This is a genomic window from Rhodovulum iodosum, assembly GCF_041020385.1.
Lineage (GTDB): Bacteria > Pseudomonadota > Alphaproteobacteria > Rhodobacterales > Rhodobacteraceae > Rhodovulum > Rhodovulum iodosum.
Genome location: NZ_JBEHHI010000001.1, coordinates 306,469 through 333,261, shown reverse-complemented (window position 1 = coordinate 333,261; position 26,793 = coordinate 306,469). Strand labels below are relative to the sequence as shown.

Genomic DNA, 26,793 nt, shown 5'->3' with positions numbered 1-26,793 from the left:
TCGTTCACTCCGCCGCCTCCGTCGCGCGGGCGCCGCCATATTGCCAATAGGCCGCGCAGGCGCCTTCGGAGCTCACCATCAACGCGCCCAGCGGCATCTCGGGCGTGCAGCCGCGGCCGAATTGCGGGCAGGCGGTCGGCTTGATCCGACCGGTCATCACCTGGCCGCAGGCGCAGCCCTCGGGCTCGGCCACATTGCGCGGTCCGGCGGCATAGCCCACGCCGAATTTTTCCTCGGCATCATAGGCGGCATAGACGGGCCGGATGCGCAGGCCCGAGGCGTCGATCTCGCCCAGCCCCCGCCATTCGAAAGACGGGCGGCGTTCGTAGACATCGGCCATCGCGGCCAGGCTGACCGGATTGCCATGCTCGGGCACGACGCGGGCATACTGGTTCTCGACCTCGGCCCGCCCGTCACGGATCTGTTCCAGCACCATCAGCACCGACTGCAAAAGGTCCAGCGGCTCGAACCCGGCCACCGCGATGGGCTTGGCGTAGTCGCGGGCGATAAAGTCATAGGGGTGCGTGCCGATCACCATGCTGACATGGCCCGGCCCGATAAAGCCGTCCAGCACCATATGCGGGTCGTCCAGCAGCGCCTTGATCGGCTCGGGCACGGTGATGTGGTTGCAGAAGACGCTGAAATTTTCCAGCCCCTCGCGTGCCGCCTGCTGGATCGCCAGCGCGGTCGAGGGCGTCGTGGTCTCGAACCCCAGGCCAAAGAACACCACCTCGCGGTCGGGGTTCCGGCGGGCCAGTTCCAGCGCGTCGAGCGGCGAATAGACCATGCGGATATCGGCCCCGTCGGCCTTGGCCTGCATCAGGGATTTCCTGGTCCCGGGTACCCGCATCGCATCGCCGAAGGTGGTGAAGACCACCTCCGGCCGCTCGGCGATCTCCACGCACTCGTCGACACGGGCCATCGGCAGCACGCAGACCGGGCAGCCTGGGCCGTGGATGAATTCGATCCCCTCATGCACCAGCTTGTCCAGCCCGTAGCGAAAAATCGCGTGGGTATGGCCGCCGCAGATCTCCATGATATGAACCGGGGCGGCACGGGTCGCGCCGATCTCGTCGGCCACAGCCGCGATCCGGGCGAGGACGGCCTTCGCGGCCTTCGGGTCGCGGAACTCGGTGGCGTATTTCATGACTGCCCCTCCAGCGCCTTCTGGCCCGCTTCCATCGCCTCGAGCGCCTCCTGCGCCTCGCCCAGATCGCGCAGGGCTTCAAGCGTCTTGGCGGCCTCGTCCGCGTCGATCAGGGCCATGGCAAAGCCGACATGGATCAGCGCCCATTCGCCCACCAGGTCGCCGATGGGGCGGTCCAGCACGCAGGCCACGTTGACCTCGCGCCGCACGCCCGACACTTCGGCCAGCGCCATCATGCGGGTCTCGTCCGTGACGGCCACGATCTGGCCGGGAATGCCAAGGCACATCGTTCAGTTCTCCTGTTCAGCTTTGGCGGCGGATTCTGCGATTCCGTAGCGGTCGAGCTTGGCTCGAAGCCCGACGCGCGACAGGCCGAGCTCCGCCGCCGCGCGGCTTTTGTTCCAGCGGTGGCGGGTGAGCGTTTCGCGCAGGATGCGCATCTCCATAAGCTCTACCCGGTCCTTCAGCGTGCCCTCGGCCGATATCGCGGACTCGGCCGAGCGGTCGGCGCCCTCTTCGCCCGGCGGCGCCTGCAGGATGTGGCGCGAGATGAGGTCGGCGCCAAGTACGCTGTCGCGGGCAAAGATCAGCATGCGGGTGATCTCGTTGGTCAGCTCGCGCAGGTTGCCGGGCCAGTCGTAGTTTTCCAGAAACTCCAGCGCGGCTTCGTCCAGCCCGTGCACCGGCTTGCCGTGCCTGGCGCTCAACTCGGCCAGCAATGCCTGCGCCAGGATTGCCACGTCGCCCCGGCGCGCGCGCAGCGGCGGCACCGCGATCTCGCCCCCGGCAAGCGCAAAGAACAGGTCCGAGCGGAACGTGCCCTCGGCCACGCAATCGCGCAGATCGCGCCCCGAGCCGCAGATCAGCCTCAGGTTGGTGGTCAGCCTTTCCTGCCCGCCGAGGGGGGCAAAGCTGCCCTGGGTCAGCACCCGCAAGAGCGCCAGTTGCAGCTCGGGCGAGGCCGTGTCGATCCCGCCAAGAAAGAGCGTGCCCCGGTCGGCCTTTTGAAACAGGCCGATCCGCGCGACAGACCCGGCCAGCATGCCCCGCTTGGCGCCCATCAACTCGGCCGCGGCCAGATCGGCGGGCATCCCTGTCAGGTCGAGCTCGTAAAACGGCTTGTCCGAGCGGAGCGAGCCGAAATGCATCGCCCGGGCGATCTGGGTCTTGCCGGTGCCGGGCTCGCCCGTCAGCAGCACCGGCACATCGAAGCTGGCGAATTGCCGCGCGGTTTCGACCGCGGCGTTCATCGGCGAATTCGGGGCCCGCAGCACGGTCTCGAAGCCCATGCCCTCGCGCAGTTTCTTGCGCCGCTTTTCCACGCGCGACTCGGCGGTCGCGTTCAGCAGCCGCATCTCCAGCGCCAGCCGCTCGTTCTCGCGCGCCAGGTGAAACAGCCGCGCCGCGTTGCGCGCCGCGATCAACAGCTGGTCGGGATGCCACGGCTTTGTCAGGAACTGGTGGATGCCGGCATCGTTGATCGCCGAGACCATCGCCGATGTGTCGGTATAGCCGGTGATCAGCAGGCGCACGGTCTCGGGCCAGCCCTCGCGCACATCGGACAGGAATTCGACACCGCTCTGGCCCGGCATCCGCTGGTCGCAGATCACGACCTGCACCCAGTCCTGTTCCAGCACGTTGCGGGCCTCGGCCGCGTCCGGCGCGGTGAGGATCTCGAACTCGTCCTCCAGCGCCATCCGCATTGCCGACAGCGAATGCGGCTCGTCATCGACGAGCAGGATCGCCGGCTGCGAACTGCCACCGGCCATTACGCCGCTGCCCCTTCGGTTTTCCGCGCAAGCTGCGCGCGCAGCCAGGCGACCCAGCCCTCCATGCCCTCGCCGGTGCGGGCCGAGACGCGCAGCACCTCGATATGCGGGTTCACACGGCGCAGGTTGGCCTCGTAGGCGTCCAGATCGGCATCGCAATGGGGGGCAAGGTCGACCTTGTTCAGGATGGCCAGCCGGGCGGCGGTGAACATGTCGGGATATTTCAGCGGCTTGTCCTCGCCCTCGGTGACCGACAGGATCGCCACCTTGGCGTCTTCGCCCAGGTCGAAGCCCGCGGGGCAGACCAGGTTGCCAACGTTCTCGATAAACAGCAGCGCGCCGCGCGGCAGGTCGAGATGGTCCATCGCGTGCCCGACCATGTGGCCGTCGAGGTGACAGCCCTTGCCGGTGTTGACCTGCACCGCCTTCGCGCCGGTCGCGCGGATGCGGTCGGCGTCGTTGCTGGTCTGCTGGTCGCCCTCGATCACCGCCAGCGGCTGCGCGCCCAGCATCTCGACCGTGCGGCACAACAGGGTCGTCTTGCCCGAGCCGGGCGAGGACACGAGGTTGACCGCGTAGGCGCCCAGCGCCTTCAGCACGCGGCGGTTGCCGTCGGCGTAGGCGTCGTTCTTCGACAGGATGTCGGTTTCGATTTCCAGCAGGCGCGACTGGCTGACGCCGGCCACACTGGTACCCGCCGCGCCGGCGCCGAAATGCAGATCGCCGGTCGGTCCGTGGTGATGATGGCCGTGGTCGTGGTGCTCGTGGTGGTCGTGGCCGGGCGCATCGTCCTCGCCATGGCCATGCCCCTCAACCGTCGCCGTTCCGCATCCGCACACCGTGCACATCAGACAACCTCCATGTCCTTGATCCGCATCTCGTCGCCCGCCACGGGCATCAGTTTGCCGCCGCCGCATCTGGGGCAGGGCGCAAGCCGATCTTCGATTTCCACCTCGACCATGCAATCGTAGCACATGGCCCGCCCCGGCAGGTCGATCATTTCCAGCCGCGCGCCCTCGGCCGGGCTGCCGCGCATCACCACATCGAAGGCAAAGGCGAGCGCGTCTTTTTCCACACCCGCGAAGCGCCCGATTTCCAGCCGCAGCGTCCTGACCGTATCGAAGCCGTGGGCGCGGGCCTGATCCTCTACGATCCCGCGAATCCCTTCGCAAAGCGACATCTCATGCATGGGCGGCCTCCGTGATCTCGACGGGCAGGCACGGGTCGAGGATATCGACCAGCAGCGGGGCCAGATGCGCCTTGGCCGGCGGCAGGCCCGCCAGGGCCTGCTCCAGCGCGCCGCCGGGGGCCAGCAGGTGTTCGGTGGGCGTATGGCGGACAAAGGCCGCGACGCGGCCCTCGACCAGCCGCGCCGAGAGCGTGTAGGTGCCCCGCGCGGCATGGACGTAACACGTGCCGTCGATCTTGCGCGGTGCACAGTCGAGCGTGCCGCGCGCGCAGGCGTCGAGATCGACGAGCCGCCCCAGCGCCCGCCACAGCGGACCCCGGCCAAAACGCTGCTCGGCCGAGTGCAGCAGGGCGGCGTCGCGGTGCCGCGACCAGGGGCTGTTTTCCTGGGCGACCGCGCGGCACAGCGTGTCGGGCCGCGGCGCCGGCAGGTCGGCCACCGCCTCGCCCGGGGCAAAGGCCCGGGCGATGGCATTCAGCACAGGCGCCACGCCGCTGCCCGAGGCCAGCCAGCCGTCCAGCCCGCCGGGATCCGGCAAACCGCCCGCGGGGCCGAAAACGGCCGCGCGCAGATCGTCGGCGTCCGGCAGGCGGGTGGGGGCGAGGCCCAGCCGGCGGGGCCACAGAACGAAGAGCCGCATCAGATGCTCGCGCAGGATCTCCTGCGCCAGCGCCTCGGTCACGCCGGGGCGGGCGGGCAGGCCCAGCGCCATCCGCGCGCCGGTTTCCTGCGCCGCGCGGCACAGGTTGAACAGCCGTGGCAGCATCTCGGCGGCCTCTTCGGCGCTGCGGCCCAGCACCATCGCCTCGACCCCGAGGGGGGCAGGCGGCGCGACCCGCACGCCGCCTTGTATCAGGGCGATATGCAGGGCCGCGAGGGTCATGCCTCTGAACCGGTGTCGCGCTCGGGCGCCATGCCGGCCGAGATGACGGTGCGCCGCGTGGGGGCTACGTCGGCCACGACCCGTTCGGCGGATTCGGCCTCCTGCGCGGCGGCGAGGTCGGCCTCGCGGGTTGCGCGGATGTCGGCGGTCCGGTCGGTCTCGGTCCGGTTCTCGGCCTTGAACAGCTCCGACATCACCGCGCGGGCGATCTCGACCGCCTGCATCTGGCTGGCGAAATCCGACATCGGCGAGAACAGCGAGCATGCCTTGTAGCCGCCTACCATCGGCCGGACATTATGGATGAATTCGTAGCTGCCCGAGGGGAAGGCGATGGCCTCCTTCGCGCCCGGCGTCAGCGTGCGCCAGTCCTCGCCCTCGGCGGGCAGAAGCACCAGGTTCATGAACCAAGGCGCCACCAGTACGCCCAGCGGCCGGCCCTCGTGCGCGGCAAAGCCCACCGCCTCGACATGGAGCGATTTGTTGACCAGCGGCACGTCGCGCATCTTGCTGTTCCAGACTTCCCGGAAATCGGCCGCCAGCGCCTCGGCCTTTTGCGCGATATAGACCGTCGAGCAGCCCGCCTGCGCGCCGGGGTCCTCGCGCACCATGAACTGCTCGCGGGGGGCGCCGCAGGTCGGGCAGGTCCAGTCGTCGGGCAGGGCGGCAAAGGGCGTTTCGGGCAGAACCTGGCGATAGTCGTCGCCCTCGGCCGGGTCGTAGACCGTCCAGCAGATCTTGCATTCCATGATGGCCGCGGCGCTGATCCGGTCGTCCGCGCCCAGGTAGCTGCCTTCGAAGCGGGGCGCGGTCATCGGATCGCCTCCATGACCTCGCGGATGCGTGCCGCGCTGTCGGCCAGGTCCTCGGGTGCGGCCTTGGCCACCTCCGGCATCTCGGTAACCTCGAAGCTGTCCAGGATCAGCGTATCCATAGAGTTGAAGAACTGCACGCGCCAGACATGCGGCGTGGCCGTCGCGGCGATCCGGCAATTGCCGTAGCCGCGCGACAGGATCGTGACCGCCCCCTCGCCCAGCGCGGCATCGAGCCAGGCAAGATCCTGCTCGGTATGGGGCAGCAGCGTGAGGTTGATGACATGCGGCTCATGACCGGGCAGGCGGCGTGCCGACTTGTCCAGCAGTTCGGCCAGCAGGGCCGGCGCATTGACCACGCCGGGCGCGCGCGGCGCCTCGGGCCCCTCGGCCGGGCGCGCCGGGTCGAAGGCGGCCAGCGCGCGGGCGGGAACCGGCCCGATCTCGATCCGGTCGACGCCGGTGCCCAGCACCTGCCAGACCCCGGCAAAGACACTTTCCTGCACCGCGACCGCGGGCAGGCCGCGGATCTTCATCGACACCTCGCCCTGGCCCAGGGTTTCGGCCAGCGTCCGCCGCGCCTCGGGCGCCATGCCGTTCAGCTGCAGGCTGGCGCCCTCGCCCCCGGCGGCGCAGGCCGCGCAGGCGCGGGCGAGCTGGTCGAGCGTGTCGAGGGTGGTGGCCATGGCCTGGGTGTCGGCGTCGGTGGTCTCGGGGATCGACGGCGAATAGGTGCGCATCCCCGAGGGCAGCGGCATGTAGCCCAGGTCTTCGTCGGTCGGCTGCGAGCCGGGGCCGAAGCCGGACGGCGGCAAGTGAAAATTCGAAGCCATTGCGTCCTCCTCAGGCTGCGGCCAGCGACAGGATATGCGACACGCGGGCGAGGTAGTCGTCCCAGTCGCGGATTTTCTGGATGTCGCCCAGGTAGGCGCCCTCACGAAAGAACAGGAACCCCGGCGTCTTGAGCGCGCGGTAGCTTTCGCGGACCTGCGCCTCGATCGCGTCGTCCACCAGCGCGCAGTCGAAGGCTGCCTGAAACGCATTGCGCAGCTCGGGCAGGATGACCGCGGCGTCGGCGGTTTCTAGGTTGCGCGCCGGGTCGCCCGGCACGAACAGGCAATGCGCGCCGGGCGCAGCGGTGAACGCGGCGACCGCGTCCATCGAGGACAGGCGCGGCCAGCCAAACTCGGTTTCCAGTCGTTCGATCAGCGGGTGGGTCATGGCGTCATCCTTGGGCCTGGCCGGCATCGAGCGCGGCTTGAAGGTGGGGGGGCAAGGCCGGCTGGCGGGCCTCCAGATCGGCAAAGGCACTGCCCGCGCTGCCGCCGGCCATCACCGCCCGAAGGCCATCCAGCGCGGCGGCGATCTTTCGCGCCTCCTCGGCGCCGATCACCTCGCGCGCGGCGCCGAGGAAGGTCAGCACCCAGTCGCCCACGGCGGCGTCCGGCGTCAGCGACAAATCGATGATGCTCTCGGTCTCGCCATCGCTGGCGCGCCCTGCAATGCCGTCGATCCCGATGATCTGAAGGGGCAGCCCGATGCACATCAGCCGGCGCGCCCCGGCAAAAAGCGGGCATCGCCCGACCGGCAGGCGGCGTCTTCCGAGGGGCGGCCCGATTCGTAGGCGCGCCGCCGGATCGACGGATCGGCCAGGTCGCCGGTGTCGGTCCGGCCCGGACGCGCCTCGATGCCCCAGGAGGCCAGTTCGGCCAAGCCGGCGGCAAGCGCCGGGGCGATCTGGGCGGCCACCGTGTCGCGCAAGCCGCCGCCGTAATCGTCAAGCTCCTGGGGCTGGCACCCGATCAGCGTCATCCGGGCCGGCGCGCAGCCCTTGAAGGCGGCGGTGGCCAGCACGTCCTGAAATCCGGTCTGGTGCAGGCTCATCTTCTTGGCGCCCATGAACGAGGGCACATCGCCGTCGCGCACGATCTTGAGCGTGCCGGGCGCCAGCCCGTAATCGACCGCATCGAAGATCAAGAGCGCCTCGGCCTCTTCGATGAACGGCAGGAGGTAAAGACCTTGCGTGCCGCCGTCGAGCAAACGGACCGAGTCGGGCAGCGCGTAACTGGCGGCCAGCGCCTCGGCGCAGCGGGGGCCGAACCCCTCGTCCGCCCAAAGCACGTTGCCGATCCCCATAACGAGCACCGAGTCGAATTGCGCGTCTGGCATCGGGTTCCTCCTTGGGCAAGGGCTGGCGGTGTGGGGCCAGCGTGCACTCACACCGACACTAGACTTTGCGCGGAAGGGTGTAAGCGGCCAACTTTCCAATGCTGCGACAATTCATCCAATATATTGTGGTGAAAGGATAAAAACGGCATTCCTGCGTATACAGATGTGAGCCAAATGGAAAGTAAATTTCCAGTAAATTAAAAAAATGGAAGATTTAGGGGCGCAAAGGCAAAGGGCGCAGCCGATGGCCGCGCCCTTGGTCGTTTTCTGCGCCCTGAATCGCCGGTCTATTCCACCCGGTCGTCCTTGAAGGTCCGCCAGCCCGAGATGATCGTCGTGATCATCGACTGGCGGGACATGATGTCTTCGCGGATCGCGGCGTAGATATGGATCACCGCGAAGAGCGCGATCGCCCACATGCCCAGATGGTGCAGGGTGTGCAGCCGCTGGGTATTGCCTGCCAGCCCGATCACCCAGCCGAACAACTGGTCGTAGATCGACCCCTGGCCCGCGCCCTCGGCATAAAGTGCAAAACCGGTGAAGATCATGAAGGTCATGCCCAGCGTGATGAAAAAGAACATCGCGAAATGGGCCAGCGGGTTGTGGCCGATGTATTTCTTCGGCTCCTTTTCGAGAAACGCGTACCAGCGCGCCTCGAAGATCAGCTCCTTCCACCAGCGCAGACGCCAGAACGGGATGTAGAACAATTGGCGCGCGTGCCGGTTGCCGACGAAGGCCCAGTAGATCCGTGCGATGAATGCCACGGTCATCACCATCGCGGCGGCGAAATGCGCAAAGCGGATATAGCCGAACACGAACTGGTTGGTGGCCTCCGAGATCTCGACGGTGGGCGGCGGCGAGCCGATGAGATAGCCGGTGACGATCAAAACGGTGATCGCCAGCGCGTTGACCCAGTGCCAGACGCGCACAGGGACCTCGTAGACATAGACGGCCGCCTGCATCCGCAGGCTTTCGATATCCTCGGGCCGCGCGCCGCCGGTCAGGCGCGCCGCCTCCAGCGGGGTGGGCGCGTCGGGGTTGGGGACGTGGATATTGGCGCGTGTGTCGGTCATGGCGTCCTCCGTGTGCCCGGCCGGGCCGGGTCGGGACGCCGGCGCCGCAGGGCCGCCACGCCCAGCACCGCAAGGACGCCCAGCGCGGTGATCGGTGCGGCAAGCAGCATGGCATGGGCCAGGCCGTGCAGCGTCTCGGGCGCGGGCGCATGCCCGCCATGGGCCAGCGCGGGGGCGGCGGTCGCGGCCAGCGCCGCGGCAAGGATCAGTGTCTTCATTGCGTTTTCCTCCCTCAGCGGACCTTGACCGAGGTCAGTTCCTGACCCTCGGGCGACATCACGTGGGTGGAGCAGGCCAGGCACGGGTCGAAGCTGTGCAATGTGCGCAGGATCTCCACCGGCTCTTCGGGCCGCTCCATCTTGGTATTCATCAGCGCCGCCTCGAAAGCGCCGATATTGCCGGCGCTGTCGCGCGGGGATCCGTTCCAGGTGGTGGGCACAACGCATTGATAGTTGTCGATGCGCCCGTCCTTGATCTGCACCCAGTGCCCCAGCGCCCCGCGCGGGGCCTCGGTCATGCCGACGCCCTTGCACTCTTTCGGCCAGGTCTTGGGCTCCCACTTCTCGACATTGGCGGTGGAACTGTCGCCGTTGCGGATATTGGCGATCATCTTGTCGAAAAACTGCTTTTGCAGCCGGGTGCAGTATTCCGCCTCCAGTGCCCGCGCGGCGGTGCGCCCGAGCGTCGAGAACAGCGCCGAGACCGGCAGGTCCATGGTCCTGAGCAGCCCTTCGACCTGGCCCTTGATGTCCTCGTGGCCGCTGGCATAGCCGATGATGTACCGCGCCAGCGGGCCCACCTCCATCGCGTGGCCTTTCCAGCGCGGCGCCTTGATCCACGAATATTTCGCCGCCTCGTCGATGGCCTCGATATTGGTCCTGCTGCCCTTGGTGTTCGGCCCCAGCTCGAAATTCGCCTCGGTCACGCCGTCCCAGGGATGCAGGCCCTTGCCCGGCTCGCCGTAGTTGTACCACGAGTGATCGACGAATTCCTGCACCTGCTCGGGGTCGCGCACATCGACCTCGTGCACCTCGTTGAGGTTGCCGTTGATGATCGCGCCGCGCGGCAGGTGCAGCTGGTCCGCCGAGAAATCGTTGGGATGCTCGGGGATGTCGCCGTAGGCCAGGCACGCCTGAGAGGACAGCCCGCCGCCGTAGAGCCAGTTCTTGTAGAACCCGCCGATGGCGATCACGTCGGGGATGTAGACGTTGTTCACGAAAGCGGTGCATTTGTCGATGATGGAGCTGACCAAGTTCAGCCGCTCCATGTTGATCGCGCCGACCGCGCCGGTGCCATCGACGTTGATCGGGCACGGCACGCCGCCTACCAGCCAGTTCGGATGCGGGTTCTTGCCGCCGAAGATCGTGTGGATCTTGCAAAGCTCGGTCTGCAGGTCCAGCGCCTCGAGGTAGTGAGTGGTGGCCATCAGGTCCGCCTCGGGCGGCAGCAGATAGGCCGGGTTGTCCCAATACCCGTTCTTGAACAGGCCCAGCTGGCCGGATTCCACGAATTGCTTCAGCCGGTTCTGCACGTCGCGGAAATAGCCCGGCGACGACATCGGATGCGACGGGGACACGGATTGCTGCAACTCGCTGGTCGCCTTTGGGTCCGCCCTGAGCGCGTTGACCGGGTTCACCCAGTCGAGCGCGTGCAAATGGTAGAAATGCACGATGTGGTCATGCACCTGCAGGTTAAGCTGCATGATGTTGCGGATCGAGTTGGCGTTGTCGGGAATGGTGATCCCCAGCGCGTCCTCGACGGCGCGGACCGATGTCAGCGCGTGCGTCCCGGTGCAGACGCCGCAGATGCGCTCGGTAAAGGCCCAGGCATCGCGCGGGTCGCGGCCCTTCAGGATCACCTCCAGCCCGCGCCACATGGTGCCGGTGGAGACCGCGTTACGGATGAAGCCGTCCTCGTCCACATTCACTTCGCAGCGCATGTGGCCCTCGATCCGGGTTACCGGGTCCACGACGATGCGCTTGCCCGAATTGTCGAGGTCGAAGCCGTTGGGAGTGGTCGCCATGGATCAGACCTCCTCGCTGTCTTGTTTCTTGCGCTGGGCGCTTTTCAAGGCGCTCGCGGCAATATGGGCGGCGATGCCCGCACCCACCGCACCGGCGGCGGCAATACCCATCTGGTCGGCCGTGGCCTCAACCCCGAACTGCTTGACGGTGGTCAGCCTGTCGTAGAACCCGCCCTGGTCCCAGAACCCGTCTTCGGAACAGCCGATGCAGCCGTGGCCCGACTGGATCGGAAAGCTGACGCCCTCGTTCCAGCGCACGGTCGAGCAGGCGTTGTAGGTGGTCGGCCCCTTGCAGCCCATCTTGTAGAGGCAATAGCCCTTGCGCGCGTACTCGTCGTCCCACTCCTCGACGAACTGGCCCGCGTCGAAATGTGGCCGGCGATAGCATTTGTCGTGGATGCGCTGGGAATAGAACATCTTGGGCCGGCCCTGGCGGTCGAGTTCCGGCAGCCGGTCGAAGGTCAGCATGTAGGTGATGACGCCGGTCATCACCTCGGCGATGGGCGGGCAGCCGGGCACCTTGATGATCGGCTTGTCGGTGATGACCTTGTGCACCGGCGTGGCCTGGGTGGGGTTGGGCGCGGCGGCCTGCACGCAGCCATAGGAGGCACAGGCCCCCCAGGCGATCACGGCCTTGGCGTCTTTTGCGGCGTGGCGCAGCTGGTCGACGAACGGCTTGCCGCCGACGATGCAATACATCCCGTCCTCGTTCAGCGGCGGGTTGCCTTCGACGGCGAGGATGTAGTTGCCCTTGTATTTCTCGATCGTGTCTTCCAGCGCCGCCTCTGCCGCATGCCCGGCCGCCGCCATCAGAGTGTGGGAATAGTCGAGCGAGATCATCGACAGCACCACGTCCTTGGCCAGCGGGTGGGCGCCGCGGATGAAGCTTTCCGAACAGCAGGTGCATTCCAGCCCGTTGACCCAGATCACCGGGGTGCGCGGCTTGGTCTCCATCGCGTGTGCGATCTTCGGCACGAAGCTCGGGCCCAAGCCCAGCGCCGCCGCCGTGAGCGAACAGTATTTCATGAAGCTGCGCCGGGTGATCCCCTGCCGGCGCATGACCTCATAGAAGGTTTCGATTTCGGCCAAGACGGTTCTCCCTACCTGGGCCCGGGCGCGCCGGGGCGCGTGGGCAGTTTCAGTATCCCAGGGTATGCAAGCAGGAGGGGGCAGGGACGGGCAAAGAAAATCCGTGCTCGGCCCGAAATCTGGAAAAAGGCAATAGAATAAATTTGTTAACGGATATTTCGGCGCAATCCCATTGGCGGCCTCCGGTCAGGCGGTTGCCAAAGGCCGGGCCGGGCGGTCAGCTGCTTTCCGGAGGGGAAAGCCGCGCCGCGGCCGCGACCGCCGCCTGGCCCAGCGCGAGGCCGCCGTCATTGGCGGGCGTTTCGCGATGGGTCAGCACCGGCAGGCCGGCCAGTTCGCGGCGCATTTCTGTCAGCAGCAGGGCGTTTTGAAAACAGCCACCCGACAGCACGATCACCTCGGCGTCGCCGCGCTCCACCAGCCCGCGGGCCGCGGCAGCGAACTGCCGGGCAAGGCCGGTGTGGAACCGCGCTGCGATCAGCGCGGCGTCGGTCCCGGCCCCGAGGTCGGCGACAAGGGCCGCGAACATCGGCGCGGGGTCGATTTCGCCCCCCGCCACATCGAAATCGTACCCGGCCCCCGTGTCGCCCGTGCGCGCGAGCGCCTCCAGCCGCATCGCGGCCTCGCCCTCGAACCCCTGCGCCAGCGGGCAGAGCCCGAGGCAAGCCGCCACCGCATCGAACAGCCGCCCGGCCGAAGAGGAGGGCGGTGCGTTCAGCCCCGCCGCGGCCGCCTGCCGTGCCAGCGCCAGCGGGGCGCCCGCGAACAGCCGGTCGGCGGCCTCGTCCAGCCCCGCCGCGTCGAGCCGGACCAGCGCGTTGCGCCACGGCTCGGCCTGCGCCTTGTCGCCGCCGATCAGGGGCGCGGGTTTCAGCCAGGCGCGCCGGTCGAAGCCGCGATAATCGCCCAGCAGAACCTCGCCGCCCCAGACCGTCCCGTCGGGCCCGAGGCCCAGGCCGTCCAGAATGATGCCCGCAACCCTGCCGCCGTCCAGCGGCCAGCCGTTCTCGGCCAGGCAGGCGGCCATGTGCGCGTGGTGATGCTGGACGCGCACCACCGGCAGCCCGGTGGCCTCGGCATATTGCGTCGCGCGGAAATCGGGGTGCAGGTCGCAGGCCGCGATCTCGGGGCGGTGGCCGAACAGCGCCGCGTAGTCGCGGTCCGCCTGGACGAAGGCATCGTAGGTCAGCGCGTCGCCCATCTCGCCCAGATGATGGCCGAGCAGCGCCTGCGCGTTCTTGGTCAGGCAAATCGCGGCCTTCATCTGCCCGCCATAGGCGACGATCTGCGGCGTCCGCTCGAAGCCCGGCGGCAGGGGCAGGGTGCCCGGCACCCGCCCCCGCGCGCGGCGCAGCACCATCGGCGGGTCGGCGCGTTCCACGCTGTCGTCCAGCCGGCGGGCGATGGCGCGGTCATGCATCAAAAACGCATCGGCAAAGGCCGAAAGCTTGGCGCGGGCCTCGTCATTGCCGATCGCTTGGGGTTCGCCCGAGAGGTTGCCCGAGGTCATCACCAGCGGGCGCTCTACGGCGTCCAGCAGCAGGTGGTGGAGCGGGGTGTAGGCCAGCATGACGCCGAGGCGATCCATTCCGGGCGCGACGCATTCGGGCAGCGCGCCGGTGCCCGGGACCAGAACGATGGGCGCGGCGGCGTCCCGCAACAGCGCCAAGTCGGCCGCGCCGGGCGCGCAAAACCCGGCCAGATCCTCTTGGCGGGCCATCAGGGCAAAAGGCTTGGACGGGCGGCGCTTGCGGCGGCGCAGGGTTTCGACCGCGCCCGCATCGGTCGCGTCGCAGGCGAGGTGAAAACCGCCCAGTCCCTTGACCGCCACGATGCCGCCCGCGGCAAGGATGCGGGCCGCGCCGACGATGGGGTCATCCGCGCTTTCGCGGCCGTCGGTTTCCAACCAGAGGCGCGGGCCGCAGTCGGGGCAGGCGATGGGCTGGGCGTGAAAGCGCCTGTCGGCGGGGGTGTCGTATTCCGCGCGGCAGGCGGGGCACATTTCGAACGCGGCCATCGTCGTCTGTTCGCGGTCGTAGGGCAGCCGGCGGAGGATGGTGAAACGCGGGCCGCAATGGGTGCAGTTGGTGAAGGCATAGCCCTGCCGGCGGCCCGGCGCGCGGATCTCGGCCAGGCACGCGGCGCAGGTCGCGGCATCGGGCGCGACCCGTGTCTCGGCCCCCCCTCTGCCGCTGGCCGCGATGACGAAGGCCTCGGGCGGGGCAGCAAAGGCGATGGACCGGGTCTCGACCGCATCCACCCGCGCCAGTGCCGGGGGCCGGGCGGAGAGCGCGGCCTCGAACGCGTCCAGGTCGCCGCCCGCGGCGCGGATCAGCACACCGTGGGCATCGTTGCACACCTCGCCGCATACACCGTGGGTCTGCGCCAGTTGCCAGACAAAGGGGCGAAAGCCCACGCCCTGCACCTGGCCGCGCACGCGGATTTCGCGCCCATCCATCGCTTTAGTGCACCGTGCAGACCATGCAGGGATCGAACGAGCGCACGATATGCTGCACGGTGACCGGCGTGGTCTCGCCCGGCGCCACCGGCGCCCCGACAAGGGCGGCCTCCAGCGGTCCGGGCTGGCCCGCGGCATCGCGCGGGCTGAAGTTCCAGGTCGTCGGCGCGACGATCTGATAGCCCGCGATCCGGCCCTTTTCGACCCGGACCCAATGGCCGAGGGCGCCGCGCGCGGCCTCGACCAGACCGGCACCCTGACCGGCGCGCACCTCTGGCGCGGGGTCCATGAACCGGGCCGAGACGTCGATCTCGCGTGCCAGCCGCTCCATCACCGCCTGGCTGCGCGCCAGTTCCAGCAGCCGGCCGGCCACGCGGGCCAGAACGCCGCCGCCCGCCAGCGCGCGCGCCAGCGGGTGGCCATCGACGACCTGCCGGGCCAGCGCGCCGGTTTCCATGGTCTCGCCGGCCAGCCGCGGCGCCTTGCACCAGCTATAGGCGTCCTCGCGCATATCCTCATCCGGCAAGGTCTGCCCGGCCGCGGGATGGGCGGCCGGCCCCAGCATCCAGCTATGGGCGACCTCCTCGACCATCCGCGTCAGGTCCAGCGGGTCTTGCCGACCGTCGCGCCAGAGGCCTGGCGCGAAGGCGTGGCCGCAATCCTGCGGATAGGCCCCGAAGGACAAATAGCGCCCGCTGCCGCGGCCGAGCGCGTCGAGGTCCAGATCGGCGGCGATATCCAGAAACAGCCCGGCATCGCCGCGCCCCCATCCCATCAGCGCGTCGCGGTCGGCGATCTCGGCGAACGCCTCCAGCGGGCCGCCGAAAACGGTCTCTTCCAGGTAGCGGCGAAAGGCGGTGAGGCTGGCCATGATCCGCACCTTGTCGCTGGGACCGGGCGCGCGGGTCACGCCGCCGGGCTGGATCGCCAGCGTGTGGGGCCATTTGCCCGCCATCAGACCCAGGATATGCATCAGCGCCGCCCGCGCCTCGATCGCCGCGCGCTGGGCGCCGCCCTCGGCCGCGGCAAACCTGTCCACGGCGCGGCCATGCCACGGGCGGGCGGCATAGGTAGGGCGCGTGAAATCGGGCATGAAGAACAGGTTGAAATGGAACAGGTGGTCCGAAACGTTCTCGACCGCGTGGATCAGCGCGGCGATTGCCGCGCCCTGCGGCGCGGCGGCGTGACCGCCCGCCGCCGCCAGCGCCCGCGCCGCCGCCGCGGACTGGCTGATCGAGCAGATGCCGCAAATCCGCGGCGTCAGCGTCAGCGCATCCGACGGCGCCCGCCCCAGCAGCATCCGCTCGAACCCGCGATAGAGCGGCGCGTTGACCCGGGCGCTTTGCACCGCGCCGTCCGCCACGTCGAGTTGGACCTCCAGATCGCCTTCCACGCGGTTGAACGGCCCCACGACGAGCCGGCTTTCGCTCATCCCGGCGGCTTCCTGTGGGTGGGCAGAATGCGCACGCGGTCCGAGGTCGCGTTCTTCGACAGCCGCTCGGGCGTGGCCGCCTTGGACAACGAGGCCAGCGCCATGAACCACGCCTTGGGCATGTCCGACGGCAGGCCCACGGGGATGCCCGCGACCTTGGGGGTTTCGGTAAAGGCGTGCTTGGGCTCTTCGAATTCGGGCGCAGTGCAGGAAATACACGGATAGCCGCCGCGCGTGCAACTGCCCGAGCCGTTCCAGGGCCGGATGTTGCAATCGCCGACCGCCTGGGTGCCGACGCAGCCCAGATGCTCCATCATGCAGCCGATCTCGCACAGGTGGACGGCCGAGGCCTTGTATTCGTAGAACTCGTTTTTGGGGCAGCCGTGATGTACCAGGTGCTGGGCGAAAAACAGCGGCCGGCCCAGCGCGTCCAGATCGTCGGCGCCCAAGGCGCCGTTGGCCAGCAGCATCAGGGTTTCGGTCACCCAGTCGGGATGGGTCGGGCAGCCCGCCACGTTGATCACCGGCAACCCGCCGTCGCAGCGGAACGTCGCCGGCAGGACGCCGCCCAGATGCGTCCCCTCGTATTGCAACCCGGCCGCGTCCGAGGGGTTTTCTCCGGCGCTGGTGACGCCGCCATAGGCCGCGCAACTGCCTACGGCCACAACATGCCGGGCCAGCGGCGCAAGCTGGCGCACCCAGTCCAGAACCGTCCGGCCGGTGCCCGACAGCATCTGATAGCGGCCGGTACCGCGCGGCCCCCGCGCGATCGCCCCCTCGACGCACAGAACGTCGAGCGGCAACGCGCCAGACGCGACCCGGTCGAGCAGGGCGTGGACCTCGCCGCCGGTCTCGAGGCTGAGAGCGGGGTGCCACAGAAACCGGATGCCCGCCCCCGCCAGCAGATCGACAATATTCGGATCCTCGGCGCACAGCAGCGACATCGTGCAGCCGCCGCAGCCAGACGCCTGTAGCCACAGAACGTTCATACAGGGTCCTTGGGCAGCGGAAGCGTGACCTGGAAACATGTCCCGTCCGTTTCCGCGCAGAGCCGCAGGTCGCCGCCATGTTCGTGCGTGATCTTGTGGCTGATCGACAGGCCCAGCCCGGTGCCCTTGCCCACGTCCTTGGTCGTGAAGAACGGATCGAAAATCGACTGCCGCACGTCCTCTGGCACGCCGGGGCCGTTATCGGCCACGCGCAGCACGGCAAACCCGTTCTCGCGCGATGCGGCGAGATCGATCCGGCCCTTTTCCTCGGTCTCCAGGGCGTCGAGGGCGTTCTGCACGAGGTTCATCACCACCTGCTGGATGTGGCCGGGCCGGCCCCGGACCATGACACGCGGCTCGCCCGAGAACGTGACTTTGACCTCGCGCTTGGTGCCGCGCAGCACCCATGTCGTGGCGACATTGGCGGTCTCTACGAGGTCGAACTCGATGATCTCGCCGGTGCCCTCCGCGGACAGGCGGCGCAGGTCCTCGACGATGTCGCGCACCCGCTCGGCGCCGTCGCGCGCGCCGGCCACCGCGTCGCGCAGATTGCCGATTTCGCGGTCGAGCCGCAGCTCTTCGCGCAGCTTGACCAGCTCGTCCCGGCTGGCGCCGGCCTGCACCTTGTCGAAATAGGCCTCGAACTTCGCGCCGTACCGCTCAAGCGCGTGGACATTGGCATAGACAAAGCTGATCGGGTTGTTCAACTCGTGCGCGACGCCGGCCAGAAGGCGGCCGAGCGAGGCGAGTTTTTCATTGCGCACCAGCAATGTCTGGGCGGCTTTCAGCTCGTCGTGGCTATGGGCCAGATCGGCATAGGCCTGCCGCAATTCGCCCAGCGGACGGCCGGTCAGCACGTGGCCGCTGATGCGCCCGCGCTCGTCCAGCCGCGGACTGATCGACAATTCCAGAGGGCTCTGGCCGTCCTGCGCGATCAGGCTGCTTTCGATGGTCGCCGGCGCGCGGTCCAGCGCGGCGCGGCGCATGCCCTCGACGACCGCCGCGCGATCGGCCTCGGCAAAGAGCTGCACCACCTGCTGCCCCGCCAGCGCAGTGCGCGGCCGCCCGGTCATCGCAGCGACCGACTCAGACACTTTTTCGATGGCGCCCTGCCGGGACACGACGATCAGAACGTCCGAGACCGATGACAGGATCGAGGCGAGAAACGACCGCATCGTTTCCAGCTCGGCGTTCTGCCGCTCCAGCCGCTCCTGGTAGCCGACCAGTTCGGCATAGGTGCGGTCGACGGCCGCCAGCACATTCGCCCACACCGTGTCCGAGAATTCGGTCGACCCTGAAACCAGATCCTTGGTGATCGTCTCGGCCATCATTCCTCCACCGGCGGAGGATACATGGCATGCCGTCATCTGCCAATGCCGCCCGCGCGCCGTGCGCTTGACGTTCGGCTCACTCCCAGCAGGAGACCTGCACGGTCATGTCGGCCGCCAGGGTGCTGAGATCCTCGGGCGGCAGGCTGGCGTCGGGCAGCGCCGCGTCGACCGCGATGCCGTTGGCCGACAGGAACCCCGCGATCGCCTCGACATTGGCGGCAAAGCGCACCTCGTCGGGCAGTTGCCGCGCGCCGTCTTCGCGCGGCAGAAGGATCCCCAGAACCGCGCCGGCGGCGTCCATCACCGGGCCGCCGACATCGCCGGGCAACGCCGAGAGGTTCAGCCGCTGGCGGCTGACCTCGCCGTCCAGTCCGCGCAAATCGGCCAGTTCGCCGTAGGTCAGTGCCGGCAGAGTCAGCACGGCGCCGTAGGAATAGCCGGCCACCGCCACGTCGGATTTGAGCCGCGGCTCGGAGGTGCGAAAGGCGGCATAGCCCAGCGGCGCGAGGTTCTCGCGCGGTTTGAGCACGGCGAGGCCCAGCTTCATGTCTATCGCCGCGATTTCGGCCTCGTGATCGTCCCCGACGGTGATGCGGCTGCACCGGCCCAGCCCGTCAGTGGTGGTCAGCACTTGGCCCGTATCGTCGACGAAAAAGCCCGAGCGCGTAAATTCGGGCCGGCGGATTTCCAGCCCCGACAGCAGGTCGAAGCCTTGTTCGGCCTCTGGGTCGATCTGCGCCTCGTCCAGCACCACGCCGCGCACCGGCTCGAAGCTGTCGCGCATCATCTGCACGGCCTTCTGCATCAGCTTGTCGTCTTCGGGAGGCCACGCCAGGGTAAAGCCCTTGACCGTGCCGTCCGACACCGTGGCGTAGGTGTAGGAATGCAGCGTCTCGTTCTGCCCGGTCAGCACGAAGGAATTCTGCCCGCGATCGCGCTCGCCCTCGAGCGGCACGATCTCCAGCGTCTGCATGATGTCGTAAAGGCCGAAAAGCGTCGCCTGATCGCCGGTCTGGCTGATCAGAAGGGCGCGCACATCGCTGTCGCCCTTGGGGGCGAAATGCACGAAGGGCGGCTCGTAGCGGGAAAACGTCACGAGGCCCGCGGGCATGTCGATGCGGATGCCGGCCTCGGCCTCATCGACGCTTTGCATTCCGAGCCGGGCCAGCGCGTCGCGGTAACCCTCACTCAGCACCGCGCGCTGGCGGGTGGTCAACACGCCGGTCACTTCATAGCCGTTCGCCGCCTGCCAGTCGGCCATGGCCGCCCGTGTGCCGCGCCCGAAGGCGCCGTCGATGGCGGCGGTGTAAAAGCCTTCCCATTGCATCGCCTCCTGCAGGGCGCGGCGCTCCTCGGCGGTCAACAGCCGCTCGCTGCGCCTGGCCTCGGCGGGGGTCTCGTCGGGCAGAACAATCCCGGCGGGCGCTTCGGGGGCGGCCGGCGCGGCCGGCGCGGCGACGGCGGGCGCGCTCAGCGCATTCGCCCCGGCGGGCCAGATCTGTTGGCGGAAGGCGCTGCCATCGGCCACGAAACTGTCGCCGGGCACCAGCCGCTCGCGCCTGAGATCGCTCAGGCGCCGGGCCGCGGCCTCGCCGGTATAGGGGCCGAGCGCGATGGCGTACCAGCCCGAGCCGAGGCTGAAGGCGTTGACGTCCTGGAAGGCGCCCGAATAGGCGCGGGCGCGCTCCTCTGCTTCGCGCAGCGACGGGTGCGCCTCGATCTGCACCCAGGCGCGGTCTTGCGCCCAGCCCGCAAGTGCCGTGAACACAAGAAATGCAAAGCTTGCGAAAATTCGTTTCAGCACGGCTCGATACCCTCGTTTCCCTTGCGGCGGCCCAAACCGCCGAATCCCGTCAGACCGTATCAAAGCGGCTCCGCGATGCACGTCAATACTCCGGCGCGATTGACCCTCGGGGCGCGCTTGGCTAGTGAGGCGCTGTTTTGCGATACGCAGGAACCACCCCGATGGACCAGTCCAAGCCCCGCAGTTTTCAAGAGATCATCCTGCGGCTTCAGAATTACTGGGCCCTGCAGGGCTGCGCGATCCTGCAACCCTATGACATGGAAGTGGGGGCGGGCACCTTCCACCCGGCGACCACCCTGCGCAGCCTCGGCTCGAAACCCTGGGCCGCGGCCTATGTCCAGCCCTCGCGCCGGCCCACCGACGGGCGCTACGGCGAGAACCCCAACCGGTTGCAGCACTATTACCAGTACCAGGTGCTGATCAAACCCAGCCCGCCCGACCTGCAAGAGCTTTACCTCGGCTCGCTGGCCGCCATCGGCATCGATTTCGACTATCACGACATCCGCTTCGTCGAGGACGACTGGGAAAGCCCGACGCTGGGCGCCTGGGGTCTGGGCTGGGAGGTCTGGTGCGACGGGATGGAGGTCAGCCAGTTCACCTATTTCCAGCAGGTCGGCGGGCGCGACTGCCACCCCGTTTCGGGTGAGTTGACCTACGGGCTGGAACGGCTGGCGATGTACGTCCTCGGCATCGACCACGTGATGGACATGCCGTTCAACGACCCCGACGCGCCAATCCCGTTGAGCTATGGCGACGTGTTCCGCCAGACCGAAGAGGAATACAGCCGGTTCAACTTCGACGTGGCCGACACCGACAAGCTGTTCGACTTCTTCGCCGCGGCCGAGGCCGAATGCGCGCGCATCCTCGACCATCCGCAGGACGACCCCAAGACGGGCAAGCGCATCATCATGGTGCATCCCGCCTATGACCAGTGCATCAAGGCCAGCCATTTCTTCAACATGCTCGACGCCCGCGGCGTGATCTCGGTGACCGAGCGGCAGGCCTATATCGGCCGGGTCCGTGCGCTGGCCAGGCGCTGCGCCGATGCCTTCGTCGAGACCGAGGCCGGAGGGAGGCAGGGGTGAGCGGCAAGCTTCTCTCCCTGGTGATCGTGATGGGGGCATTGCTTGCGGGCGCGGCGGTCTATTACCTGCAGGTCTACGCCTATTACGAGCCGGTTCCGGTCAGCGCGCCCGCGGCCGAGGTACGGCTGACCTCGCTGGTCACCGGCGAGGCCGAGATGGTACCGGTCGACGGGTTCGAGGGAATCGATTCCGAAAGCTCTCCGTTGCGGTTCCGCGCCTGTTTCGAGATGCCGCTCTCGCTGGCGCTGTTGACCGAAACCTATGTGATCCGCGACGAGGCGGTGCCGCTGAACGCGCCGGGCTGGTTCGACTGCTTCGACGCCGCCGAGATCGGCGCGGCGCTGGAAACGGGCGGCGCGGTGGCGTTCCTGGGCGAGGCGAACGTGAGCTACGGCATCGACCGGGTGGTCGCGGTGTTCGAGGATGGACGCGCCGTGGCCTGGAACCAGATCAACGCGTGCGGGCAAGTGGTGTTCGACGGGCGCCCGCCGCCGCCCGGATGCCCGCCGCCGCCCGCAAACGACTAGAAACCCCGCGCCGCCGGCGCCGAGGACCGAAAATGCCCGACCTCCTGATCGAACTCTTCTCCGAGGAAATCCCGGCCCGGATGCAGGCCCGCGCCCGCACCGACCTGCAAAAGCGCGTCACCGACGGGCTGGTGGAGGCGGGGCTGACCTACGCCGCAGCCAAGGCGTTCTCGACGCCGCGCCGGCTGACGCTGCATGTCGAGGGGCTGAGCGCGCGCAGCCCCGACCTGACCGAAGAGCGCAAGGGGCCGCGCGTGGACGCGCCCGAAAAGGCGCTGGAGGGGTTCCTGCGCGCGACCGGGCTGACGAAAGACCAACTGGAGGCCCGCGACGACAAGAAGGGCCAGGTCTGGTTTGCCGTGATCGACCGGCCCGGCCGCCCGGCCGCCCAGATCGTCGCCGAGGTGCTGGAGGCGACGATCCGCAATTTTCCATGGCCCAAGTCGATGCGCTGGGGCGCTGGCACGCTGCGCTGGGTGCGGCCGCTGCAGTCCATCCTGTGCCTGCTCAGCGACGAGGCGGGGTGCGAGGTGGTGCCGCTGGACGTCGACGGGATCGTCGCGGGCGACGCCACGCGCGGCCACCGGTTCATGGCGCCCGATCGATTTTCCGTATCGTCCTTCGAAGATTACGAGGCAAAGCTAAAGCGCGCCCATGTGATGATCGACCACGAGGAGCGCGCCGCGCAAATCTGGCACGAGGCGACCAACGCCGCTTTCGCACAGGGGTTGGAAGTTGTCGAGGATGCCGGGCTTCTGGCTGAGGTGGCCGGGCTGGTGGAATGGCCCGTGGTGCTGATGGGGCCCATCGGCGAGGACTTTCTCGACCTGCCGCCCGAGGTCTTGCAGACCTCGATGAAGGAGCACCAGAAATTCTTTTCGGTCCGCGACCCCAAGACCGGCAAGATTGTTCGATTCGTGACCGTTGCCAACCGGGAAACCGCCGATAATGGGGCCACGATCCTGGCCGGGAACGAAAAAGTGCTATCGGCGCGGTTGTCCGATGCCCGGTTTTTTTGGGCCAATGACCTGCGCGTGGCCCGGGCGGGGATGGAAGACTGGCTCGATACGCTCAGCCATGTGACCTTCCAGCGCGAACTGGGCAGCCAGGCGCTGAGGATCGACCGCATCGCCAACCTGACCCGCGAGATCGCGCCGATGGTCGGCGCCGATGCAGAGATGGCGGCACAGGCCGCGCGCGTCGCCAAGGCCGATCTCGCCTCGGAAATGGTCTATGAATTCCCCGAGCTTCAGGGCGTGATGGGCCGTTACTATGCCGAGGCCGCCGGCCTGCCCCAGGCGGTGTCCGAGGCCTGCGAGATGCATTACAAGCCGCTCGGCCCCGCCGACGCGCTGCCCGAGCACCCGGTTTCCATCGCCGTGTCGCTGGCCGACAAGCTGGACACGCTGGCGGGCTTCTGGGCCATCGACGAGAAACCCACCGGCAGCAAAGACCCGTTCGCGCTGCGCCGCGCCGCGCTGGGGATCATCCGCACGGTGCTGGAGCGCAAGCTCCGCGTCGGGCTGGAGGCGCTGATCAACCGGCATCTGCTGGTGCATGTGATCGCGCTGAACCTCGATACCGCGCAAGAGCGCGAGACCTATTTCTTGCAGGAGATGGTCGATGAGGTGGCCCGCCACGGCGTTTTCGGCGCGGCATTCCACGCGCTGGTCGACCGCTTTCGCGCCGATGACACGCCCGTGCCCATCGAAGAGGGCACCTGGTTGGCCCGCCTGCGCCACCAACTACCCGAGATGAGCGGCGACCTGCTGGCGTTTTTCCACGACCGGCTGAAGGTGCATCTCAAGGCCGAGGGGCTGCGCCATGACGTGATCGACGCCTGCCTGGCGATGCCGGGCGCCGACGACCTGACGCTGCTGGTCAAGCGGGCCGAGGCGCTGGGCGCGGTGCTGAACACCGAAGACGGCGAAAACCTGGTGCAGGGCTTTCGCCGCGCCAACAACATCCTGATCCAGGCCGAAGAGGCCGACGGGGTGGAATACCGGTTCGGCGCCGATCCGAAATTCGCCAAGGACCCCACCGAAACCGCGCTTTTCGCCGCGCTGGACGCGGCCGACAAAGCCATCGGCCCGGCGCTGGAGGCCGAGGATTTCTCAGGGGCCATGGCGGCCCTGGCCGCGCTGAGGGCCCCCATCGATGCCTTCTTCGAGGCGGTGCAGGTCAACACCGACAACGACATCGTGCGGCGCAACCGTCTGAACCTCTTGCACGCTATTCGCGAGACCTGCCTGCAAGTGGCCGACCTGACCCGGATCGAAGGCTGAAACGCGACGCTACGCCAAGCTTGCCTGCCGCCGCCATGAGCGTATGCTGCAAGTGAGAAAGGAGCGTGCCGCAGTGCAGAAACACACGGATTTCGCAGGCTTTACCGAGATCACGCCCTCGGCCGAAATTGCCGCCGACCGCCATGGCGGTCGCGCGAAATGCCTGCAACGCCTGATCCGGCTCGACCTGCCCATGCCGCGCACGGTGGCGCTGTCCTTCGATGCGGTCCACCTGATCGCGTCGGGCCAATTGCCCGACACCGAGGCGATGCTCGCGGGCTTTGGTCCCGGGCCGCTGGTGTCGGTCCGGCCCAGTTCGGCCGACCCCGACTGGGGCGGGCCGGGCGCGATCCTCAACATAGGTATGAACGACGCCCGCCATGCCGAGCTGAGCGAGAGCCACGGGCGCAGGGCGGCCAACGCGCTCTACCTGCGTTTCATCCGTGCCTACGCGATCCATGTCGCCAGGCTGGACCCCGAGATGTTCGAAGGCGACGAAAGCTCGGACGCGGTGCTGGCCGCCACGCTGGCCGCCTATGTCGACGAGACCGACAGCCCTTTTCCGCAAGACCCCGCCCGCCAGCTGACCGAGGTGCTGCGTTCGATGGCACGGGCATGGGAGGGCACGACGGCGCGGCTGTTGCGCCAGGCCCGCGGTGCGCCGGCCGATGCCGGGCTGGGGCTGGTCGTGCAGGAAATGGCGCTGGGGCTCGGCCCCGAGGAAAGCGGCTCGGGCGTGATCCAGTTCGTCTCTGGCACCACGGGCCAGCGTCAGATCACCGGCCGGTATCTCAGCCAGAGCCAGGGCCGGGCGGCGCTGGCCGGGGCGGAAGGCGCGCTTTACCTCACCCGCGATCAGCGGGGGGAGTCGCTGGAAGAGCGCTGCCCCGACATTTTCAAGAGCCTCAAGCGCTACGGCGAGACCTGCCGGCTGAACCTGCGCGAGGAAATGCAGATCGAATTTACCATCGCAGGTAACCGGCTGCACATTCTCGACGCGGTGCGGGTGGCGCGCAGCGCGCGCGCGGCGGTACGCATCGCCGTGACGCTGGCCGACGAGGGGATCATTGCACGCTCCGAGGCGCTGCAACGGATCGAGCCGCGCGCGCTGAGCGAGCTTTTGCACAGCCAGGTCGACCCCGAGGGGCCCCGTGACACGTTTGCCAGCGGCATCGCCGCCAGCCCCGGCGCGGCGACCGGGCGCATCGTTTTCGGATCGGCCGCCGCCCAGGCCAGCGCAGCGCGCGGCGAGCCCTGTATCCTGGTGCGCCGCGAAACCACGCCCGAGGACATCCGGGGGATGCACGCGGCCAGCGGCGTGCTGACCGAGAGGGGCGGAATGACCAGCCACGCCGCGGTGATCGCCCGCGGACTGGGCCTGCCCTGTGTCGTGGGCGTATCCGACATGCGGATCAAGCCGCGCGACGGTGTCGTGATCGCCGCCGACGGGCGCAAGCTGCACGAAGGCGACATCATCACGCTCGACGGCACCGGCGGCGAGGCCCTGCTGGGCGAGGTGACGATGCTGGAGCCCGCCCTCGACGATGCCTTTCATGCGCTGATGAACTGGGCCGAGGACGCCTGCGATATCGGCGTGCGCGCCAATGCCGACACCCCCGCCGACGCGCAGACCGCGCGGCTTTTCGGGGCCGAGGGGATCGGGCTGTGCCGCACCGAGCACATGTTCTTCGAGCATGACCGCCTGACGGTGATGCGCGAGATGATCTTTGCCGACACACCAGAGGACCGTGCCTCGGTGCTGGAACGGCTGCTGCCGATGCAGCGGGACGATTTCACCAGGCTCTTCGAGATCATGCAGGGTCTGCCGGTCTGCATCCGCCTGTTCGACCCGCCGCTGCACGAGTTTCTGCCCCATTCCCGCGAAGGTGTGCGCGAAATCGCCGAGGCGCTGGACCTGCCGCTGTCGGACGTGTCGCGGCGGGTGCAGGCACTGTCGGAATTCAACCCGATGCTGGGGATGCGGGGGGTGCGCCTGGGTATCACCGTGCCCGAGATATACGACATGCAGGCCCGCGCGATTTTCGAGGCCACCATCGACGCCAGCCATAACAGCGCCCCTGTGGTGCCCGAGATCATGATCCCGCTGGTTTCTGCCATGCGCGAGGTCGAACTGGTCAAGACCCGGATCGACGCGCTGGCCGCTGCCGTGCGCACCGAACGGGGGGTGGATTTCGATTATCGTCTGGGCGTCATGGTGGAAACGCCGCGCGCCGCGCTGCGCGCCTACGACATCGCCCAGCACGCCGCCTTTCTCAGCTTCGGCACCAACGATCTGACGCAGATGACCTATGGCCTCAGCCGCGACGATGCGGGCCGTTTCATGGGCTCTTACGTCAAGCAGGCGGTCTTTCCCGAAGACCCGTTCCACACCCTCGATATCGAAGGCGTGGGTGAGCTTCTGAGCATCGGGGCCGAGCGCGGCCGGCGCGCGCGCCCGGACGTGGTGCTGTCGCTGTGCGGCGAGCATGGCGGAAATGCCGAATCGATTGAATTTTGTCGCCGCGCAGGATTTGATTACGTTTCGTGTTCGCCGTTCCGCGTACCGGTTGCCCGGCTTGCGGCGGCGCGTCTTGCGCAAGAATCCGCCGATCGCGCGGATTGAAATTTTTTTTGCGTTAAATCAATGATTTGACGAACATCCTTCCGTTTCGGAAGCGCCGCGGCAGCCAATTCCGCCCGTAGAATGCCGCCTCGGGCCCGTTGCGAAAAT

The 26,793-nt window shown here is 68.1% G+C and carries 24 protein-coding genes; 4 read left to right on the top strand and 20 right to left on the bottom strand.

Annotated elements, in window-relative coordinates:
- Window positions 1–4: 4 nt before the first annotated feature.
- From hypD to Ga0609869_RS01510, 20 genes are all read right to left on the bottom strand, one after another.
- On the bottom strand, window positions 5–1,147 hold the full coding sequence (hypD, locus tag Ga0609869_RS01605; protein ID WP_125404437.1) for a hydrogenase formation protein HypD: 1,143 nt from the start codon (window positions 1,145–1,147) through the stop codon (window positions 5–7).
- Entirely contained in the window at window positions 1,144–1,434 is a 291-nt protein-coding gene (locus Ga0609869_RS01600; protein ID WP_125404435.1) for a HypC/HybG/HupF family hydrogenase formation chaperone, read from the bottom strand. Before Ga0609869_RS01600 ends, hypD begins: the two co-directional genes overlap by 4 nt.
- Before the next feature lie 3 nt (window positions 1,435–1,437).
- Complete coding sequence (locus tag Ga0609869_RS01595) at window positions 1,438–2,916, bottom strand: sigma-54-dependent transcriptional regulator (protein ID WP_125404434.1); 1,479 nt, start codon at window positions 2,914–2,916, stop codon at window positions 1,438–1,440.
- Window positions 2,916–3,764 (bottom strand): hydrogenase nickel incorporation protein HypB, encoded by an 849-nt coding sequence (gene hypB / locus Ga0609869_RS01590; RefSeq protein ID WP_125404432.1) that lies wholly within the window; start codon window positions 3,762–3,764, stop codon window positions 2,916–2,918. Before hypB ends, Ga0609869_RS01595 begins: the two co-directional genes overlap by 1 nt.
- The gene (gene hypA / locus Ga0609869_RS01585; protein ID WP_125404430.1) at window positions 3,764–4,105 is read right to left on the bottom strand and encodes a hydrogenase maturation nickel metallochaperone HypA; all 342 of its coding nucleotides are present in this window, start codon (window positions 4,103–4,105) and stop codon (window positions 3,764–3,766) included. Before hypA ends, hypB begins: the two co-directional genes overlap by 1 nt.
- Window positions 4,098–4,988, bottom strand: a complete 891-nt coding sequence (locus Ga0609869_RS01580; protein WP_125404428.1) for a HupK protein — start codon at window positions 4,986–4,988, stop codon at window positions 4,098–4,100. The genes hypA and Ga0609869_RS01580 overlap by 8 nt, the downstream gene beginning before the upstream one ends.
- Window positions 4,985–5,800: a [NiFe]-hydrogenase assembly chaperone HybE gene (hybE, locus tag Ga0609869_RS01575; protein WP_125404426.1), complete on the bottom strand. Its 816-nt coding sequence runs from the start codon at window positions 5,798–5,800 to the stop codon at window positions 4,985–4,987. The genes Ga0609869_RS01580 and hybE overlap by 4 nt, the downstream gene beginning before the upstream one ends.
- The gene (locus Ga0609869_RS01570) at window positions 5,797–6,630 is read right to left on the bottom strand and encodes a hydrogenase expression/formation protein (RefSeq protein ID WP_125404424.1); all 834 of its coding nucleotides are present in this window, start codon (window positions 6,628–6,630) and stop codon (window positions 5,797–5,799) included. Before Ga0609869_RS01570 ends, hybE begins: the two co-directional genes overlap by 4 nt.
- Window positions 6,631–6,640: 10 nt before the next feature.
- Window positions 6,641–7,018: a thioredoxin domain-containing protein gene (locus Ga0609869_RS01565; protein WP_125404423.1), complete on the bottom strand. Its 378-nt coding sequence runs from the start codon at window positions 7,016–7,018 to the stop codon at window positions 6,641–6,643.
- Window positions 7,019–7,022: 4 nt separating this feature from the next.
- Window positions 7,023–7,343: a HypC/HybG/HupF family hydrogenase formation chaperone gene (locus Ga0609869_RS01560; protein ID WP_125404421.1), complete on the bottom strand. Its 321-nt coding sequence runs from the start codon at window positions 7,341–7,343 to the stop codon at window positions 7,023–7,025.
- Window positions 7,343–7,966, bottom strand: a complete 624-nt coding sequence (locus Ga0609869_RS01555) for a HyaD/HybD family hydrogenase maturation endopeptidase (protein WP_125404419.1) — start codon at window positions 7,964–7,966, stop codon at window positions 7,343–7,345. Before Ga0609869_RS01555 ends, Ga0609869_RS01560 begins: the two co-directional genes overlap by 1 nt.
- Before the next feature lie 287 nt (window positions 7,967–8,253).
- Window positions 8,254–9,039, bottom strand: coding sequence for a Ni/Fe-hydrogenase, b-type cytochrome subunit (gene cybH, locus Ga0609869_RS01550; RefSeq protein ID WP_125404417.1), 786 nt, complete (start codon window positions 9,037–9,039; stop codon window positions 8,254–8,256).
- Window positions 9,036–9,257, bottom strand: a complete 222-nt coding sequence (locus tag Ga0609869_RS01545) for a hypothetical protein (RefSeq protein WP_125404415.1) — start codon at window positions 9,255–9,257, stop codon at window positions 9,036–9,038. The genes cybH and Ga0609869_RS01545 overlap by 4 nt, the downstream gene beginning before the upstream one ends.
- Before the next feature lie 14 nt (window positions 9,258–9,271).
- Window positions 9,272–11,062 carry a nickel-dependent hydrogenase large subunit gene (locus Ga0609869_RS01540; protein WP_125404414.1) on the bottom strand — a complete coding sequence of 597 codons (1,791 nt, stop codon included), beginning with the start codon at window positions 11,060–11,062 and terminating at the stop codon, window positions 9,272–9,274.
- Window positions 11,063–11,065: 3 nt separating this feature from the next.
- Window positions 11,066–12,151: a hydrogenase small subunit gene (locus Ga0609869_RS01535; protein WP_125404412.1), complete on the bottom strand. Its 1,086-nt coding sequence runs from the start codon at window positions 12,149–12,151 to the stop codon at window positions 11,066–11,068.
- A gap of 217 nt (window positions 12,152–12,368) precedes the next feature.
- Window positions 12,369–14,609 (bottom strand): carbamoyltransferase HypF, encoded by a 2,241-nt coding sequence (gene hypF / locus Ga0609869_RS01530; RefSeq protein ID WP_125404410.1) that lies wholly within the window; start codon window positions 14,607–14,609, stop codon window positions 12,369–12,371.
- 4 nt (window positions 14,610–14,613) lie between these two features.
- The gene (locus Ga0609869_RS01525; protein ID WP_125404408.1) at window positions 14,614–16,041 is read right to left on the bottom strand and encodes a nickel-dependent hydrogenase large subunit; all 1,428 of its coding nucleotides are present in this window, start codon (window positions 16,039–16,041) and stop codon (window positions 14,614–14,616) included.
- A complete protein-coding gene (locus tag Ga0609869_RS01520; RefSeq protein WP_125404406.1) occupies window positions 16,038–17,030 on the bottom strand; it encodes an NADH-quinone oxidoreductase subunit B family protein in 993 nt (330 codons plus the stop codon). Before Ga0609869_RS01520 ends, Ga0609869_RS01525 begins: the two co-directional genes overlap by 4 nt.
- On the bottom strand, window positions 17,027–18,358 hold the full coding sequence (locus Ga0609869_RS01515; protein ID WP_125404404.1) for a sensor histidine kinase: 1,332 nt from the start codon (window positions 18,356–18,358) through the stop codon (window positions 17,027–17,029). Before Ga0609869_RS01515 ends, Ga0609869_RS01520 begins: the two co-directional genes overlap by 4 nt.
- A gap of 79 nt (window positions 18,359–18,437) precedes the next feature.
- Complete coding sequence (locus Ga0609869_RS01510) at window positions 18,438–20,165, bottom strand: serine protease (protein ID WP_245972211.1); 1,728 nt, start codon at window positions 20,163–20,165, stop codon at window positions 18,438–18,440.
- Between the two features lie 161 nt (window positions 20,166–20,326).
- On the opposite strand from Ga0609869_RS01510, the gene Ga0609869_RS01505 reads away from it, so the two are divergent.
- The 4 genes from Ga0609869_RS01505 to Ga0609869_RS01490 all read left to right on the top strand — a co-directional run bounded on the left by Ga0609869_RS01505 (window position 20,327) and on the right by Ga0609869_RS01490 (window position 26,685).
- Window positions 20,327–21,250: a glycine--tRNA ligase subunit alpha gene (locus Ga0609869_RS01505; RefSeq protein ID WP_125404402.1), complete on the top strand. Its 924-nt coding sequence runs from the start codon at window positions 20,327–20,329 to the stop codon at window positions 21,248–21,250.
- On the top strand, window positions 21,247–21,777 hold the full coding sequence (locus Ga0609869_RS01500; RefSeq protein WP_245972209.1) for a DUF6446 family protein: 531 nt from the start codon (window positions 21,247–21,249) through the stop codon (window positions 21,775–21,777). The genes Ga0609869_RS01505 and Ga0609869_RS01500 overlap by 4 nt, the downstream gene beginning before the upstream one ends.
- A gap of 32 nt (window positions 21,778–21,809) precedes the next feature.
- Window positions 21,810–24,062, top strand: a complete 2,253-nt coding sequence (glyS, locus tag Ga0609869_RS01495; RefSeq protein ID WP_125404401.1) for a glycine--tRNA ligase subunit beta — start codon at window positions 21,810–21,812, stop codon at window positions 24,060–24,062.
- Window positions 24,063–24,135: 73 nt separating this feature from the next.
- Complete coding sequence (locus tag Ga0609869_RS01490; protein ID WP_438826856.1) at window positions 24,136–26,685, top strand: putative PEP-binding protein; 2,550 nt, start codon at window positions 24,136–24,138, stop codon at window positions 26,683–26,685.
- Window positions 26,686–26,793: the final 108 nt, after the last annotated feature.